The organism is Sphingopyxis sp. J-6, assembly GCF_046603995.1.
Lineage (GTDB): Bacteria > Pseudomonadota > Alphaproteobacteria > Sphingomonadales > Sphingomonadaceae > Sphingopyxis.
This window is the reverse complement of the sequence record NZ_CP145810.1, coordinates 3,315,214-3,330,572: the sequence shown is the minus strand read 5'-3', so window position 1 is coordinate 3,330,572 and position 15,359 is coordinate 3,315,214. Positions and strand designations below refer to the sequence as shown.

General features: G+C 64.6%; 14 protein-coding genes. 4 read left to right on the top strand and 10 right to left on the bottom strand.

The genetic code is table 11. The features are described 5' to 3' along the window. The first annotated feature begins 48 nt into the window (after positions 1-48). From V6U71_RS15945 to V6U71_RS15935, 3 genes are read left to right on the top strand one after another with little or no spacing between them, the layout of a single operon-like run. Positions 49-618, top strand: a complete 570-nt coding sequence (locus tag V6U71_RS15945) for a DOMON-like domain-containing protein (RefSeq protein WP_411339367.1) — start codon at positions 49-51, stop codon at positions 616-618. After that, on the top strand, positions 615-1,820 hold the full coding sequence (locus tag V6U71_RS15940) for an exo-beta-N-acetylmuramidase NamZ domain-containing protein (RefSeq protein WP_411339366.1): 1,206 nt from the start codon (positions 615-617) through the stop codon (positions 1,818-1,820). Before V6U71_RS15945 ends, V6U71_RS15940 begins: the two co-directional genes overlap by 4 nt. Before the next feature lie 14 nt (positions 1,821-1,834). Next, positions 1,835-3,079, top strand: a complete 1,245-nt coding sequence (locus V6U71_RS15935) for a M24 family metallopeptidase (RefSeq protein WP_411339365.1) — start codon at positions 1,835-1,837, stop codon at positions 3,077-3,079. On the opposite strand, the gene V6U71_RS15930 is transcribed toward V6U71_RS15935, so the two are convergent. Genes V6U71_RS15930 through V6U71_RS15915 form a run of 4 tightly spaced genes read right to left on the bottom strand, consistent with a single transcriptional unit; the run spans position 3,076 to position 6,643 of the window. Further along, on the bottom strand, positions 3,076-3,924 hold the full coding sequence (locus V6U71_RS15930) for a DUF817 domain-containing protein (protein ID WP_411339364.1): 849 nt from the start codon (positions 3,922-3,924) through the stop codon (positions 3,076-3,078). The genes V6U71_RS15935 and V6U71_RS15930 overlap by 4 nt on opposite strands. Beyond that, positions 3,917-4,723 carry a lipid II flippase Amj family protein gene (locus V6U71_RS15925; protein ID WP_084758140.1) on the bottom strand — a complete coding sequence of 269 codons (807 nt, stop codon included), beginning with the start codon at positions 4,721-4,723 and terminating at the stop codon, positions 3,917-3,919. Before V6U71_RS15925 ends, V6U71_RS15930 begins: the two co-directional genes overlap by 8 nt. A 41-nt stretch (positions 4,724-4,764) precedes the next feature. Continuing rightward, a complete protein-coding gene (locus V6U71_RS15920) occupies positions 4,765-5,457 on the bottom strand; it encodes an immunity protein Imm33 domain-containing protein (RefSeq protein ID WP_411339363.1) in 693 nt (230 codons plus the stop codon). Between the two features lie 7 nt (positions 5,458-5,464). Next, the gene (locus V6U71_RS15915; protein ID WP_411339362.1) at positions 5,465-6,643 is read right to left on the bottom strand and encodes a vWA domain-containing protein; all 1,179 of its coding nucleotides are present in this window, start codon (positions 6,641-6,643) and stop codon (positions 5,465-5,467) included. 282 nt (positions 6,644-6,925) lie between these two features. Between V6U71_RS15915 and V6U71_RS15910 the strand changes: the two genes are divergently transcribed. Continuing rightward, complete coding sequence (locus tag V6U71_RS15910; protein WP_411339361.1) at positions 6,926-8,323, top strand: methyl-accepting chemotaxis protein; 1,398 nt, start codon at positions 6,926-6,928, stop codon at positions 8,321-8,323. Positions 8,324-8,339: 16 nt separating this feature from the next. Here the strand turns inward: V6U71_RS15910 and V6U71_RS15905 are convergent, their stop codons facing one another. The 6 genes from V6U71_RS15905 to V6U71_RS15880 form a co-directional block, all read right to left on the bottom strand. After that, positions 8,340-9,185, bottom strand: coding sequence for an AAA family ATPase (locus tag V6U71_RS15905; RefSeq protein ID WP_411339360.1), 846 nt, complete (start codon positions 9,183-9,185; stop codon positions 8,340-8,342). Positions 9,186-9,290: 105 nt separating this feature from the next. Next, positions 9,291-9,962, bottom strand: coding sequence for a DUF6975 family protein (locus V6U71_RS15900; protein ID WP_411339359.1), 672 nt, complete (start codon positions 9,960-9,962; stop codon positions 9,291-9,293). A gap of 258 nt (positions 9,963-10,220) precedes the next feature. Continuing rightward, a complete protein-coding gene (locus V6U71_RS15895; RefSeq protein ID WP_411339358.1) occupies positions 10,221-10,514 on the bottom strand; it encodes a PspC domain-containing protein in 294 nt (97 codons plus the stop codon). 375 nt (positions 10,515-10,889) lie between these two features. Next, complete coding sequence (gene rpoD / locus V6U71_RS15890) at positions 10,890-12,905, bottom strand: RNA polymerase sigma factor RpoD (protein ID WP_054730923.1); 2,016 nt, start codon at positions 12,903-12,905, stop codon at positions 10,890-10,892. A gap of 31 nt (positions 12,906-12,936) precedes the next feature. Then, a complete protein-coding gene (gene dnaG, locus V6U71_RS15885) occupies positions 12,937-14,817 on the bottom strand; it encodes a DNA primase (RefSeq protein ID WP_411339357.1) in 1,881 nt (626 codons plus the stop codon). 52 nt (positions 14,818-14,869) lie between these two features. Beyond that, the gene (locus tag V6U71_RS15880) at positions 14,870-15,322 is read right to left on the bottom strand and encodes a GatB/YqeY domain-containing protein (RefSeq protein WP_411339356.1); all 453 of its coding nucleotides are present in this window, start codon (positions 15,320-15,322) and stop codon (positions 14,870-14,872) included. Positions 15,323-15,359 lie beyond the last annotated feature (37 nt).

Below are 15,359 nucleotides of genomic sequence, written 5' to 3'. Positions count from 1 at the left end.
GTTTTCGCTCATCCCATCGACAGGTTCGGAGTCAATGGAGGAAGGTCAGTGTCCGATTCTGAAGATTCCCGGCGCTTACCCCTCATCTGCCACCCCGATACGCCTGCACGGGCAGTGCGCTCGATTGCGGTCGAGGTCGACCTGTCGTTCGACGGCGGCTTTGCGCTGCGCTTCATCGTCGACGGCGAAATCGGAGCGATCGTGCTGCCGCAGGGCGAAGGCCAACTCGTCATTGCCGACAGCGGTACGGATGGGCTGTGGCAAGGCACCTGTTTCGAGGCTTTTCTGACCGAAGAAGGTCAGCCCGACTATACCGAATTCAACTATGCGCCCGACGGTCGCTGGGCCTGTTACCAGTTCGACGATTATCGTTCGCTGCTGTCTTCCGACGATCTCGCGCCGTGGAAAATGGAAGTGGAACGCACGCCCGGCCGTTATGCGATGCGCATCGAACCGGGCATCTTTCCCGATACCGGGTCGAAACTGGCGCTGTCTGCCGTCATCGAGGAAGTGGACGGCGCCAAAAGCTATTGGGCGCTGCGCCATCCGCCGGGCAAGCCCGACTTCCATCATCCCGATTGCTTTGCGCTGACGCTTGAGGCACGCGGGCGGGCATGACGACCCTTTTCGGTATCGACCGCCTGCTCGCCGACCCTGCGCTTCGCGCGCCGCTTCAGGGAAAGCGCGTTGCCTTGCTCGCGCATCCCGCTTCGGTGACCGCCGACCTGACCCACAGCCTCGATGCGCTGGTCGCGGCCGGGATCGATGTCACTGCGGTGTTCGGGCCGCAGCATGGCGTACGCGGTGACCTGCAGGACAATATGATGGAGTCGCCCGACTTCACCGATCCGACCTATGGCATGCCGGTATTCAGCCTCTATGGCGAGGTGCGGCGGCCGTCGGGGCAGTCGATGCACACGTTCGACGTGATGCTGGTCGACCTGCAGGATCTGGGTTGCCGCATCTACACCTATGTGACGACCTTGCTCTACATCCTCGAAGCCGCGGCCGAGCATGGTAAGGCGGTGTGGGTGCTCGACCGGCCGAACCCGGCGGGACGTCCCGTCGAAGGGACGCTGCTGCGCGCCGGGTGGGAGAGCTTCGTCGGCGCGGGACCGATGGTCATGCGTCACGGGCTGACGATGGGCGAGATGGGCCGCTGGTTCATCCGCCACTTCGGTCTCGACGTCGATTACCGGGTGATCGAGATGGACGGGTGGCAGCCCGAGGGGCCCGGCTTCGGCTGGCCCGCGGCGCGCGTGTGGATCAACCCCAGCCCCAATGCCGCCAACGTCAACATGGCGCGCGCCTATGCCGGGACGGTGATGGTCGAGGGCGCGACGCTGAGCGAAGGCCGGGGAACGACGCGCCCGCTCGAACTGTTCGGTGCGCCTGATATCGACGCCAAGGCCGTCATCGCCGAAATGTATCGCCTTGCCCCCGAATGGCTGGCGGGATGCAAGCTGCGCGATATCTGGTTCCAGCCGACCTTTCACAAGCATGCCGGCGCGCTCAACAGCGGCATCCATATCCATGCCGAAGGTCCTTGGTACGACCATGAAGCGTTCCGGCCGTGGCGGGTGCAGGCGCTGGGGTTCAAGGCGATCCGCGCGCTTTATCCGGACTATCCGATCTGGCGCGGCACCGATTTCAAATATGAATATACCAACGACGTGCTGGCGATCGACGTGATCAACGGTTCGCCGTTGCTGCGCGAATGGACCGACGATGCGGGCGCGGCGCCGGGCGATCTCGACGCGCTTGCGTTGCCCGACGAAGCGGCATGGCGCGAGGAAATTGCGGACCTGCTGATCTATTGAAGGGGAGGGCGACGATGCACCGAAGGCAATTTATCGGCACCGCGGCTTTCGCAGGTCTCGCCGCTTCGCTGCCGGTGCCGGGGTTCGCTGCCGACACGGCGGCGCTGCCGAACCTTGCCGCCAAGGCGGTCCCGATCGGCCGCGACGAGCGTATGGCGCGCATCGCCAAGGCGAAGGAGCTGATGCGCGCGAACGACATCGGCGCCTTGCTGATCGAGCCGGGATCGAGCCTCGTCTATTTCACCGGCGTCGAATGGTGGCGGAGCGAGCGGCTGACCGCGGCGGTGCTGACCCGCGAGGGCGAGGCGGCGATCGTCACGCCTTTCTTTGAAGAACCATCGGTGCGCGAAAGCCTGGGCATCGACGCCGAAGTGCTGACGTGGAACGAGGATGAAAATCCGCTGGCGGCGGTCGCAGCATGGCTCGGCAAGCGCGGGCTCGCCAAGGGGCGGATCGGGGTCGAGGAGACGGTGCGCTATTTCGCCGTCGACGGCCTCGAAAAGGCGATGCCGGAGATGAAGGTCGTCAACGGCGCGCCGGTCGTGCGCGGCTGCCGGATGCACAAATCGCCCGCCGAGATCGCGCTGATGCAGATCGCCGCCGACATCACCATGGCCGCCTATCGCCACACCGCGCCGCGGGTCGAGGCGGGGATGACCCCGGCCGACATCGGCGCGATCATGCGCGCGGCGACGGTGGCGCTGGGCGGCAAAAGCGAGTTCGAACTGATCCTGCTCGGCGAGGCGAGCGCCTATCCGCACGGATCGGGCAAGCCGCAGGCGGTGCGCGCGGGCGAGGTGGTGCTGATGGACTGCGGCGCGACCGTTCATGGTTATCAGTCGGACATCTCGCGCAGCTTCGTCCATGGCAAGGCCAGCGCGCGCCAGCGCGAGGTCTGGGACCAGATGCGCAAGGGGCAGGATGTCGCCTTTGCCGCGGCAAAGCTCGGCACGCCGGCGGGACGCGTCGACGATGCGGTGCGCGGCTTCTATCAAAATCTGGGATGGGGTCCGGGCTACCGGCTTCCCGGTACCTCGCACCGCACCGGCCATGGCATCGGTCTCGACGGGCACGAGCCGGTCAACCTCGTCCACGGCGAAACGACCCCGCTGGCGCCGGGCATGTGTTTCTCGAACGAACCCGGCATCTATATCCCCGGCGAATTCGGCATCCGGCTGGAGGATTGTTTTTACATGACCGACAGCGGACCGAATTGGTTCAGCGAACCGCCACCGTCTATCGACCAGCCTTTCGGTTAGCCGGGCGTTCTGGGCCGCTGGACGAGGCTGACGAGCACGAACGAGATGATCATCAGCAGGTACCAGCTCCCGAGCTTTTCGAGGCCGACCATGTGCCAGCCGTCGTCCTGGCTGGGATAGGTCCAGGCGCGCGCGAAGGTGCCGATATTTTCGGCGAACCAGATGAACAGCGCGACGAGGCCCCAGCCGACGAGCAGCGGCATGCGGCGGTGGATGTGCAGGGGACGGAACCAGACCTGGCAGCGCCAGAAGAGCAGCGCGGTCGCCGCGAACAGCAGCCAGCGGATATCGGGCAGCCAGTGGTGCGCGAAAAAATTGACGTAGATCGCGGCGGCGAGCGCATAACTCGCCCATGCTGGCGGATAGCCCGTGTAGCGGAAATCGAAGATGCGCCAGACGCGCGCGATATAGCTGCCGACCGCGGCGTACATGAAACCCGAGAAAAGCGGCACCGCGCCGATATGGAGCAGGCTCGCTTCGGGATATTGCCACGATCCCGCGGCGGTCTTGAACAGCTCCATCACCGTGCCGACGATGTGAAAGATCAGGATGACGATGGCTTCCTTCGGCGTTTCGAGCCGGAAGGCGAGCATGCCAAGCTGGATCAGCACAGCGCCGACGGTGATGGCGTCGTAGCGGTGGAGCGGCGCGGTGTCGGGCCAGAAGAGGTGCGTGCCCAGGAGCAGCGCGAGCATCAGGCCGCCGAACAGGCACGCCCAGCCCTGCTTGAAGCCGAAGGCGAGAAATTCGAGGAACCAGCCGCGCGGCCCGGGTTCGACGGCCATCGCTTCGAGGCGGGCGCGGACGGCGTGGAAGCGGCTGTGACCGCGTCCGGCGTCAGACATGCACCGAGACCCACGCGATCAGCATCGCGGCGGGGAGCAGCAATGCCTGCGCAAGGACCGTTCCGGCGAGTCGGCTCAGCGAGATGAAGGTGATCGCGCGGCGGAAATCGGCCTCGTCGACTTTCCCTTCGACCGCGTCGTCGGTCATCACCGACAGTTGCGGGTCGATGAAGGCGAACAGAAGGATCGTCGCGAAGCCGTTGATCAGCGCCGAAAGCTGCGACGCGGTGACGCGAAATTCGGGGGCGAGATAGCCGGCGTAGAGCGAGGCGACGACCCCGACGGCGAGCAGCGACTGCGCAAGGCAGTTGGCGATCAGCACGCCCCAGCCGATGCCCTTTGGCATGTGCCAGCCCTTTAGGTGCGACAGGCTGGGGAAGCGGAGCGACTGGCGGAGCGTCCTGAGGCCGCTCGGGCTGGCGGCCTTGAGCGCGAGCTTCGTCGTCGAGCGATTGTCCTGGTACCAGCCGATCGCCGCGGCGAACATCCGCTGCCCGGTGGGGACGAGCAGGATGCCGACGAGGGTCGCGATGCTCGCCGCCGCGAGCACGAACTGCATGTCGACGAACAGCGAGGCGCCGCTGCCGTCGTGGATGCGCGTCTCGATGCGCTTGGCGAGGAAGGGGCCGAGGAAGCTGTTCGAGGTGCGCGAGAAGAGGACGAGGATGTTGAACAGCGCGAAGGACATCGCGATCCGCCGCGTCCGCACCCCCGCGATGCGCGCCGCATAAGCCAGCGCACCGATCAGGTTGATGAAGCCGGTGAGCAACAGGATGGTGACGAGGGGGAGGTCGATCATCGCCGGGGATTAGCCCTGTGGGAGGATCATTTCGAGCGAATTCAATCGGGATCGTCGACCGGCATGTCGGCCGCGACGAACCGGCCCGTGTCCGGGTCGCGCTCGAAGGCGCTGCCGACCGGCGCGTCGATCAGGTGCAGCCAGCTGTCGTCGCGGTTCAGCACGGCGCCGAGAGCGACATAGCTGAAAGGCGCGTTACCGCTCTCGATGTCGAACATATCGGGGGGATCGCTTTCGATCCGCCAGCCGCTGTCGGAAAATTTTTCGTCGTCGCGCGGCGGATCGGGCTCTTCGCGATACAGAAATTCGACCTTGCGGCGGCCGTCGAGGATCGCATTATCGACGAAACAGCGGTCCCAATAATCGCGCCGTTCGGGTGCCGGGGGTGGCGGTACGGTGCGATTATCGTCCCACATGATGTCGATGATGTGCCTGCGTTCGAAGCTCACGCGGTCGCCGGCCTTCAATTGCGGCATGTCGCCCGGATGATTGTCGAGCGTCCCGGCCAGATGCGCGCCGTCGGCCGCGGTGACGATCACCCACATGCGTTCGACCTCCCATTGGCCGGCGGGGATCGAACGAAACATCAGCTTGACGAGATCGCCGGGTGCGACGGCGAGCAGTTCGTTTTCGGACGGAAGCTCGAAGGTATAGGGCGCATCTTCGGCGACCGGCCGCGGGTCTTCGATCGCGTATCGGCCAAACAGGCGCCGGATCAACGACGGCAGCGCCATGCGCTGGTCAATGCTTTCGCGTCAGCTCGCGCATCGCATCGTCGAGGCCCGCGAGGGTCAGCGGATACATGCGGTCGTTCATCAGTTGCTTGATCAGCTTCACCGACTGGGTGTAGCCCCAATGCGCCTCGGGCACCGGGTTCAGCCACACGGCGGCGGGATAGACATGGGTGATCCGCTGGAGCCAGACCGCGCCCGATTCCTCGTTGAAATGTTCGACGCTGCCGCCCGGATGGGTGATTTCATAGGCCGACATCGATGCGTCGCCGACGAAGATCACCTTATAATCATGGCCATATTTGTGGAGGATGTCCCACATCTGATGGCGCTCGGACCAGCGGCGCTTGTTGTCCTTCCACACGCCCTCATAGGGGCAATTGTGAAAATAGAAAAATTCGAGATTCTTGAATTCGGTGGTCGCGGCGCTGAACAATTCTTCGCATAGCTTGATGAACGGGTCCATCGATCCGCCGACGTCGAGGAACAGCAGCAGCTTGACCGCATTGCGTCGTTCGGGGCGCATTTTGATGTCGAGCCAGCCCTGCCGCGCGGTGCCGTCGATCGTGCCCGGGATGTCGAGCTCGTCGGCCGCACCCTCGCGCGCGAACTTGCGCAGGCGTCGCAGCGCGATCTTGATGTTGCGGGTGCCGAGTTCCTTGGTGTTGTCGAGGTTCTGGAACTCGCGCTTTTCCCAGACCTTCAGTGCACGCTTGTGCTTGCTCTCGCCGCCGATCCGCACGCCCTCGGGGTTATAGCCCGAATTGCCGAAGGGGCTGGTGCCGTCGGTGCCGATCCACTTGCTGCCGCCCTCGTGGCGCTTCTGCTGTTCCTCGAGCCGCTGTTTCAGCGTCTCCATGATCTTGTCCCAGTCGCCGAGCGATTCGATCGCCGCCATTTCCTCGGGCGTCAGAAATTTCTCGGCGACCGCCTTCAGCCAGTCGGCGGGGACGTCGACAGGGTTCTGGCCGTAATCGGAAATGATGCCCTTGAAGACCTTGTTGAACACCTGGTCGAAGCGGTCGAGCAGGCCTTCGTCCTTCACGTAGATGGCGCGGGACAGATAATAGAATTGCTCGGGACTGCGGTCGATCACCTCGCGGTCGAGCGCCTCCAGCAGCATCAGATGCTCTTTCAAGCTGGCGGGAATGCCCGCCGCGCGAAGCTCGTCGAGAAAGCCGAAAAACATGGGTCAGGGGTACTCTGTCGCGGGGAAGGGTGCAACTGCTTTACGTAAACGGAAGGTGTGCGGGTTTTGACGGAAGCAGACGTGTCGCTCTTCGTCACCCCGGGCTTGACCCGGGGCCTGCCTTGTCTTTCGTGCGTACCAAGGAAGGCGGGTCCCGGGCCAAGCCCGGGATGACGACTTACAAGCGACGGCTCTCCACCCCGATGCCGTCGCCTCGCCCATTGACCACGCGTTAACCATTATCGGTCATCACCCGCAGATTAATCCAGAGTGGGTGGCGCAATGAAATTCGATCCGATCGACCCGGCGGCTCCGATCCTCGACCAATCGGTCGCGAGCGACTGTGGCGCGCTGGCGGTCGGGTGCAGCGATGCTGCCGGCCGGATCAAGCGCGCGACCGACCAGATGGAACGCCAGATCGGCGAACTCGGCCGGCTCGAGGACTATGTCGTCGGCCTGGAGGCCGATCAGCGTCAGATCGCCGATTCGACCGACGAAGCGAAATTGCTGTCGGCGCGGGCGTGCGAACAGCTCGACGCCGGTGCCGAGCGCGTCAACGCGGCGGTCACCGAATTCCGATCGGTGATCGATCTCGTCGCGCGGCTGGGCGCGCATGTCACCAATTTTGCCGCGGTGATGGAGCAGGTGCAGCAGGTCAGCCAGTCGATCGAATCGATCGCCAAGACCACCAACATGCTGGCACTCAACGCCGCGATCGAGGCCGAGCGCGCGGGCGACGCCGGGCGCACCTTTGCGGTTGTCGCCGCCGAGGTGAAGAAGCTGGCGCAGAACACGCGCAGCGCGACCGACGAAATCCGCCGCAGCATCGGCAGTCTCGCGGCCGAAGCGGGCGGGCTGGTCGCCGAAATCCAGTCGGGGGTCGAACAGTCGAGCCGCGCCGAAGCGCAGTTCGAAACGATCACCGACGCGCTGCACGACGCGACGCATCTGGTGGCGCTGCTCGACGACCAGAGCGACCGGATCGCGCAGAGCTCGGCGATGGTCCATGCCAATGGCGCCAAGGTGCGCGGCGCGCTCGATCGCGTCGTCGCCTCGGTGCGCGACAATGGCGCGACGCTGGGTGAAACGCACGACAGCATCTTGTCGATGGAGCATGTGTCGAACCGCATGTTCAACGCGGTGATCTCGGCCGGGGTCAGCCCGCAGGATTCGGCGATCGTCGACCTTGCCGCACAGGTGCGCGATGAGTTCGTTGCGCTCGCCGAAGGCGCGATCGCCTCGGGCAGGCTGTCGATGGAACAGGTTTTCGATACCGATTATGTCCGCGTGCCGGGGTCGAACCCCGAACGTTTCCGTACCAGCCTCTGCGACTGGGCCGACATCCACTGGCGGCCGCTGTTCGACCGCATCGTCGCCGAGCATCCCGAAATCAAGATGTCGTCGGCGAGCGACATCAACGGCTTCCTGCCGACACATGTCACCGACTGCTCGCGCGCGCCGACGGGCGATGTTGCCCATGACACGGCGCACTGCCGGAACGGCCGCATCCTCTACGACGAAGCCGACGCGGCCGCCAAACGCAGCACGGCGCCCTTTTTCATGATGGTCTATCGCCAGGAAGGCGACGGGATCAATTATGTGACGGTGCGCAACGTCTATATGCCGGCGATCATCAACGGCCGCCGCTGGGGCGACGTCGAGGTGGCTTACCAGCTATAAAACGAGGTCCGGGACGTCAGCTTCCCTGCCGCCGCGCCATGAAGGCGAGCTTTTCGAACAGCATCACATCCTGCTCGTTCTTGAGCAGCGCGCCGTGGAGCGGCGGGATCGCCTTGCCGACGTCGCGGTTCTGGAGAACCTCGAGCGGCATATCCTCGTTGAGGAGCAGCTTCAGCCAGTCGATCAGCTCGCTCGTCGAAGGTTTTTTCTTTAGCCCCGGGACTTCGCGGACCTCGTAGAAGATGTCCATCGCGCGGCTGACCAGCGTCTTCTGGATGCCGGGGAAATGGACGTCGACAATCGATGCCATCGTGTCGCGGTCGGGGAATTTGATATAGTGGAAGAAGCAGCGGCGCAGGAAGGCGTCGGGCAGTTCCTTCTCGTTGTTCGAGGTGATGACGACGATCGGGCGCTCCTTGGCGACGATCGTCTCGTCGGTCTCGTAGACATGGAAGGCCATGCGATCGAGTTCCTGGAGCAGGTCGTTCGGGAATTCGATGTCGGCCTTGTCGATCTCGTCGATCAGCAGCACGGGGAGCCTGGGCGAGGTGAAGGCCTCCCACAATTTGCCCTTGCGGATATAGTTGCGGATGTCGTGGACGCGCTCTTCGCCGAGCTGGCCGTCGCGGAGGCGCGCGACCGCGTCATATTCGTAGAGGCCCTGCTGCGCCTTGGTGGTCGACTTGATGTTCCAGGTGATCAGCGGGGCGTCGAAGGCTTTCGCGATTTCCTCGGCGAGCACGGTCTTGCCGGTGCCGGGTTCGCCCTTCACGAGCAGCGGGCGGCGCAGCAAAGTCGCGGCGTTTACCGCGACCTTCAGGTCGTCGGTGGCGATATAGGCGCTGGTTCCTTCGAAGCGCATGGGCGTGCTGCCTTTCCCTTAACGTGAACGTCAATCAGGGCGGGCATAGCGAGGGAGGGTGGGCGGTGCAAGTAAACAGGCGTTGCCGCCCGTTGCGGCGTCGGCTCAGGCGTCGTGCCGGCTGGCGGCGCGGGCGGCGAGCAGATCCCACAGGCCGCTGTGCTGGGTAATCAGTTGCTGGGCGCCGAAAACCATGGCGCGCTCGACCGCGGGGCTGTCGGCGATCGTCGCGGCGAGCCGCGCCGTGTCGCGCAGGTCGGGCAGGGTGCAGCGCGGCGGGTTCATGTCGAGCCGCTGCGCGCTGATGTCGAGCAGGACGCGGATCGTCCGCCAGTCGAGGGTCAGCGCGATCGCGGCGCCGACCGCGCAGCCGTGCCGGTCGGATTCGGCGAGCATGTCGAGCGCCTTACACTGCGCGCCGACCGCGGACTCGCTCTGTGCCTGTCCCTGCGTGCTCGGCACCGGGCCGACGGCGGCGGCGATCTTCGACAGGAAGGCGCGTTCCTGCGCGAAGGCATCGGCGGCTTCGTCCATCCACTGGCGCGAGGCGGGGTCGACCGCCTTGCGCGCGGCATGGTCGATGACGCCGGGGTAGCGGCCGTGGAGGAGGCAGAGGAAATGGACGGCGTCGGCAAGGTTGCGCATCGCGTCGGGGCCGCTCGACAGCGCGCCCGAGCGGACATGCGGATGCGCACCGGTGCCCTCGCTCGCGACGAGCGAATCGAGCATTTCGGCGACATCGCGTGCCGGCAGCTTGGGCTGGGTCGACTGGCTCAACGCTTGATCCTCGCATGCGGCGCGGGTGATGAACCCGCCCCTCTGGAATTCCGGCGATGAGTCTTAGGGTAACGTCGTAAACGTCGCGTTTATAAGGTGCGCCGAATCGACGAAATGCTGTGCCGGTGCGGGACGGTCCGAAAATAAAGGGACCGGCAAGCGCAAGGTGCTTGCCGGTCCCGGTTGGCTATGGCGCCAGTGGACGTCAGGGAGCCGGGAGCGGGTCAGACGGGGAGAGGGAGCCCGGCCCGCGCCCAATCAGGCGGCGAGAGCGAGTTCGCCGGTCGCCGGAGCGGCGGGGGCGATCGCGGCGGGCTGGGTCGCCGCCGGAGCGGTATTGCCGAGCTTCGCGGGGAAGAGGAAGCGCGACGCGAGTACCACGACGCCGAGCGCGAAATAGCCGATGAAGGTCTGGACCGGGAAGAAGAAGAGCGGCGCGACGAAGGCGAGGCGCAGCCACAGCGGGTTGAAGTCGAAGTCCTGGCCAACGGCCTCGCAGATCCCGAAGAAGGTGTCGCGGCGGCGGAAGAGGTTGGTGGTTTCGTTTTCCATCTTTTTTGTCTTTCCTGTGGCTGCGGGCCCTGCGCCGCGGCGATGCCAAGTGCATCGCAAAGGCCGTGCCAGTTTCTGCAGCCCCCGGTTTTCCGGGATTTTCATGTCAGCCAATCGGGGCTGCGCCGTCTTGAGTGCGAACCGATTCCCATTATGCGGGAATGATTGCCATCCGATGGCGTGCGCTTTCTTGTCGTTGAAGCGCTCGGCATCGCGATGACGGCCGGCATCTGGGGCCCAAATGTGAAGATTTAAAGAGGACGAGCGTAAAAAATTGTGCAGTGCACCATTCGATCAAGGCTTTGATCGAAAGTGCAAAATGAAACACCCCGCCGGTGAGGGCGGGGTGTCTGGTGTCCGGAAGCTTGCCGAAGCTTACTGGTCGAGGAAGCTGCGCATCTTGCGGCTGCGCGACGGGTGCTTCAGCTTGCGGAGCGCCTTGGCCTCGATCTGGCGGATACGTTCGCGGGTCACGCTGAACTGCTGGCCGACCTCTTCGAGCGTGTGGTCGGTGTTCATGCCGATGCCGAAACGCATGCGCAGCACGCGTTCCTCGCGCGGCGTGAGCGATGCCAGCACGCGGGTGACGGTTTCCTTGAGGTTCGACTGCACCGCGGCGTCGACCGGGATGACCGCATTCTTGTCCTCGATGAAATCGCCGAGGTGGCTGTCTTCCTCATCGCCGATCGGCGTTTCGAGGCTGATCGGCTCCTTGGCGATCTTCATCACCTTGCGGACCTTTTCGAGCGGCATCGACAGGCGCTCGGCCATTTCCTCCGGCGTCGGCTCGCGACCGCTTTCGTGGAGGAACTGGCGGCTGCAACGGACCAGCTTGTTGATTGTCTCGATCATATGGACCGGGATGCGGATCGTGCGCGCCTGGTCGGCGATCGAGCGGGTGATCGCCTGCCGGATCCACCAGGTCGCATAGGTGCTGAACTTGTAGCCGCGGCGATACTCGAACTTGTCGACCGCCTTCATCAGGCCGATATTGCCTTCCTGAATGAGGTCGAGGAACTGCAGGCCGCGGTTCGTATATTTCTTGGCGATCGAGATCACGAGGCGCAGGTTCGCCTCGACCATTTCCTTCTTGGCGATACGCGCTTCGCGCTCGCCCTTCTGGACCATGTTCACGACGCGGCGGAATTCGGTCAGGCTCATGCCGGCGGCCTGAGCGATCTCGCTGATTTCGATGCGGATGCGGTCGACCGCGCCGGCTTCGTTCTCGGCGAAGGCGGCCCATTTCTTGTCGAGACCGGAGACCTGATCGAGCCAGTTTTCCTCGAGCTCGCGCCCGACATAATTGTCAAGGAACGACTTGCGCGGCACCTTGTGGCGCTCGGCGAGGCGCAGCATCTGGCCGCCGAGGGCGGTCAGGCGGCGGTTATAGCTGTAGAGCTGGTCGACGAGATATTCGATCTTGGTGCCGTGGAACTGCACGCTTTCGACCTGCGCGGTGAGTTCCTCGCGCAGCTTGTGATATTTCTTTTCCGACGCCGACGGAAATTCCTCGCCGCCCGACAGCGATTCAAGGCGGGCTTCCTGCAGTTTCTGGAACGCCTTGAAGCTCTTGGTGATGTTCGCGAACTTTTCGAGCGCATCGGGCTTCAGCAGCTCTTCCATCGCTGCGAGGCTGAGGGTGTTGTCTTCCTCGTCCTCCTCGAAGCTCTCGCGCTTGCCCGACGAGCCTTCGCCGTCCTCGTCGTCGCCGTCGGCCGCGGGCTCTTCCTCGACCTCGTCCTCGTCCTTGAACGAGACGCCGGCGTTCTTCTCGCTGATCTCGCCGTCGTCCTCGCCGCCTTCCTCATCGAGGTTTTCGGGCGCGGGGTCCTTGGACAGCATCGCTTCGAGATCGACGATTTCGCGGAGCTGCATGTCGCCGTTGTTGAGCGCGTTCGACCATTCGATGATCGCGTTGAAGGTCAGCGGGCTTTCGCAGAGGCCGAGGATCATCGTGTCGCGGCCGGCCTCGATGCGCTTGGCGATCGCGATTTCGCCTTCGCGGGACAGCAGCTCGACCGCGCCCATTTCGCGCAGGTACATGCGAACGGGATCGTCGGTGCGATCGACCGTTTCCTTCTTCTTTTCGACCGCGGGGTTCGACAGCGATCCGGTGCCGGCGCTGACGTCGACCTCGTCGTCGGCTTCCTGATCGGCTTCTTCCTGAACATCCTCGTCGCTCTCGACGATGTTGATGCCCATGTCGGAGATCGCCGACATGATGTCCTCGATCTGCTCGGACGACATCTCGTCCTGCGGCAGCGCCGCATTCAATTCGTCATAGGTCAGGTAACCGCGCTTCTTACCGCGCGCGATCAGCTTTTTGACATCGGCCTCGTTGAGGTCGATCAGCGGGGCGTCGGTGTCGGCTTCGGTGTTCTTGGTGGCCATATTTGTTCCTGCCTAAGGGGCAATAAGTCGGTCAGTTCTGGCTGCTGTCGGACAGCGCAGCCAGCCTTCGGTTCAAATCTTCATCCATCGCGCGCAACCTTTGCTGTCGCGCATGGCCTTCTTCGTCCATCGAGCGCATGTAATCCGCGGTGGCCTCGGCAAGCCGGGTGCGGATTTCAGGCTGGGTGACCAGCACGCCGATATATTCATCAAGGTCGCGCAATGCGGTTTCCCGCATTGCATCAGCCTTGTCGCCTTCAAGCCTGCGATTGAACGAGAAGTGTATTCCGTCGGCTCTGAGCAATGTCGTCGCCCTATTATACACTTTCATTGGCTCCAATATGGCAAGCAACCCCTCGCAATCAAGCCCTTCCTGACCGATTACGATGTCAAGCATCGCGCCGAGCAATTCGGCGTCGGCGGAATCGGGAACCGCGAGCCGCGTCAGCGCCTCCTCGTTGCGGCGCAGCGCTTCGGGATAGCGCAGCAATCCGCCGATGAGCGCGGCGACGAGCGGTGCCGCAATCCCCGCCTGTCCGATGGAACGCGTCTCGTCGGCGGGATGTTGCAGGCGCGGATCGGGGGCGAAGCGGCGTCCCGCCCCGCGCGGTGCCGACGGCGCCCAGGGGACGCGCGGGGCACGCTCGGGCCGCCGCCGCGCAAACAGCGCATCGAGCCGCTCGCGAAACGCCTCGCGGTAATGGTGACGGACGTCCGCATCCTCGATCGCGTCGGCGTGGGCGAGCAGGCGCGTTTTCAAGGCGGCGCGTTCCTCGGGGGTGGCAAGCGGGCCGGCGGCGACTTCGTGCGCCCAGAGGCGTTCGACGAGCGGCTGCGCGTCCTCGAGGATTTCGGCGAAGCCCGCCGCACCGCGCGCGCGGACGAGGTCGTCGGGATCCTGCCCTGCGGGCAGTGTCGCGAAGGCGAGGCTGAAACCGGGCCGGAGCAAAGGAAGCGCGCGCATCGCGGCGCGCATCGCGGCTTTCTGACCCGCGCTGTCGCCGTCGAAGCAGAGCACCGGTACCGGCACCATGCGCCAGATCATGCCGAGCTGGTTCTCGGTCAGCGCGGTGCCGAGTGGCGCGACCGCATCGGCGATCCCCGCCTCGGCGAGAGCAATGACGTCCATATAGCCTTCGACGACGACGATCCGGTTCGTCTGGCGCGACGCGGGCGAGGCCTTGTCGAGATTATAGAGCGTGCGCCCCTTGTCGAAGAGCGGGGTGTCGGGCGAGTTCAGATATTTGGGCTCGCCATCGCCGAGGATGCGCCCCCCGAAGGCGATCACCCGCCCGCGCGCGTCGCGGATCGGGATCATCAACCGGCCGCGGAAGCGATCGTAAGGCTCCTTGTCGTCGACCGCGATCAGCATGCCCGCCTCGACGAGCATCGCGGTCGGGAATTTCTTGAGCGCTTCCTTGAGGGCGCTGCGGCTGTCGGGCGCGAGGCCGAAGCCGAAGGCCTTGCGCGTCGCGTCCGAAATGCCGCGCTTGGCGAGGTACTCGCGCGCGGGTGCCCCGTTGCTGCTGCCGAGTTGCTGGGTGAACCAGTCGGCTGCGGCTTGGGTGACGTCGCGTAGGCTCGCCTGCTCCTCGGCCTTCTTCGCGGCGCGCGGATCGGCGGCGGGAACTTCCATCCCGGCCTCGGCGGCAAGTTCCTTGACCGCGTCCATGAACGACAGGCCGCGCTGATCGGTCATCCAGCGGATCGCGTCGCCATGCGCCGAGCAACCGAAGCAGTGATAGAAGCCTTTTTCGTCGTTGATCGTGAAGCTGGGCGTCTTCTCGTTATGGAAGGGGCAGCAGGCCTTGTATTCGCGGCCGGCGCGGGTGACCTTCACCGTGCGCCCGATGAGGGTCGACAGCGTGATGCGTGAGCGGAGTTCGTCCAGCCATTGCGGGGTGAGAGTCATAATGTGGATATGCCCACCCCCGACCCCTCCCGCAAGCGGGAGGGGCGAGTGGTCAGCTCAGCGCCGCCTTCACCCAGCCCGACGCCTTGCTCATGTCGAGCTGGCTGCCGAGCCGGTCCTTCACCGCGGCCATCACCTTGCCCATGTCCTTGAGGCTGGTCGCGCCGAGTTCGTCGACGATGCCCTTGATCGCCGCGGTCGCTTCGTCGTCCGAAAGCTGCGCGGGCAGGAAGTCCTCGATCACCACAACCTCGGCCGCTTCGATGTCGGCGAGTTCCTGGCGGCCGCCCTGTTCGTACATGGCGATCGATTCGCGGCGCTGCTTGACCATTTTCTGCAGCACGTCGGTGACCAGCACATCGTCGTCGGCCGGCGCGGTGCCGGTCCGCAGTTCGATGTCCTTGTCCTTGATCTTCGCCAGCATCAGCCGGATCGTGCCCAGACGCGCCTTGTCGCCGCTCTTCATCGCGGCAACCTGCGCAGCCTTGATGTCATCGCGAATCATGCGTGTCCTCGTGCGCTGCAAATTTCGGAAAGGCCCT

Coding starts and splice junctions, on each gene's coding strand:
- V6U71_RS15925 (WP_084758140.1), bottom strand. CDS start 4,723: ATGATCGACCTCCCCCTCGTCACCATCCTGTTGCTCACCGGCTTCATC.
- rpoD (WP_054730923.1), bottom strand. CDS start 12,905: ATGGCCACCAAGAACACCGAAGCCGACACCGACGCCCCGCTGATCGAC.
- V6U71_RS15935 (WP_411339365.1), top strand. CDS start 1,835: ATGCACCGAAGGCAATTTATCGGCACCGCGGCTTTCGCAGGTCTCGCC.
- dnaG (WP_411339357.1), bottom strand. CDS start 14,817: ATGACTCTCACCCCGCAATGGCTGGACGAACTCCGCTCACGCATCACG.
- V6U71_RS15920 (WP_411339363.1), bottom strand. CDS start 5,457: ATGGCGCTGCCGTCGTTGATCCGGCGCCTGTTTGGCCGATACGCGATC.
- V6U71_RS15940 (WP_411339366.1), top strand. CDS start 615: ATGACGACCCTTTTCGGTATCGACCGCCTGCTCGCCGACCCTGCGCTT.
- V6U71_RS15895 (WP_411339358.1), bottom strand. CDS start 10,514: ATGGAAAACGAAACCACCAACCTCTTCCGCCGCCGCGACACCTTCTTC.
- V6U71_RS15905 (WP_411339360.1), bottom strand. CDS start 9,185: ATGCGCTTCGAAGGAACCAGCGCCTATATCGCCACCGACGACCTGAAG.
- V6U71_RS15910 (WP_411339361.1), top strand. CDS start 6,926: ATGAAATTCGATCCGATCGACCCGGCGGCTCCGATCCTCGACCAATCG.
- V6U71_RS15930 (WP_411339364.1), bottom strand. CDS start 3,924: ATGTCTGACGCCGGACGCGGTCACAGCCGCTTCCACGCCGTCCGCGCC.
- V6U71_RS15915 (WP_411339362.1), bottom strand. CDS start 6,643: ATGTTTTTCGGCTTTCTCGACGAGCTTCGCGCGGCGGGCATTCCCGCC.
- V6U71_RS15880 (WP_411339356.1), bottom strand. CDS start 15,322: ATGATTCGCGATGACATCAAGGCTGCGCAGGTTGCCGCGATGAAGAGC.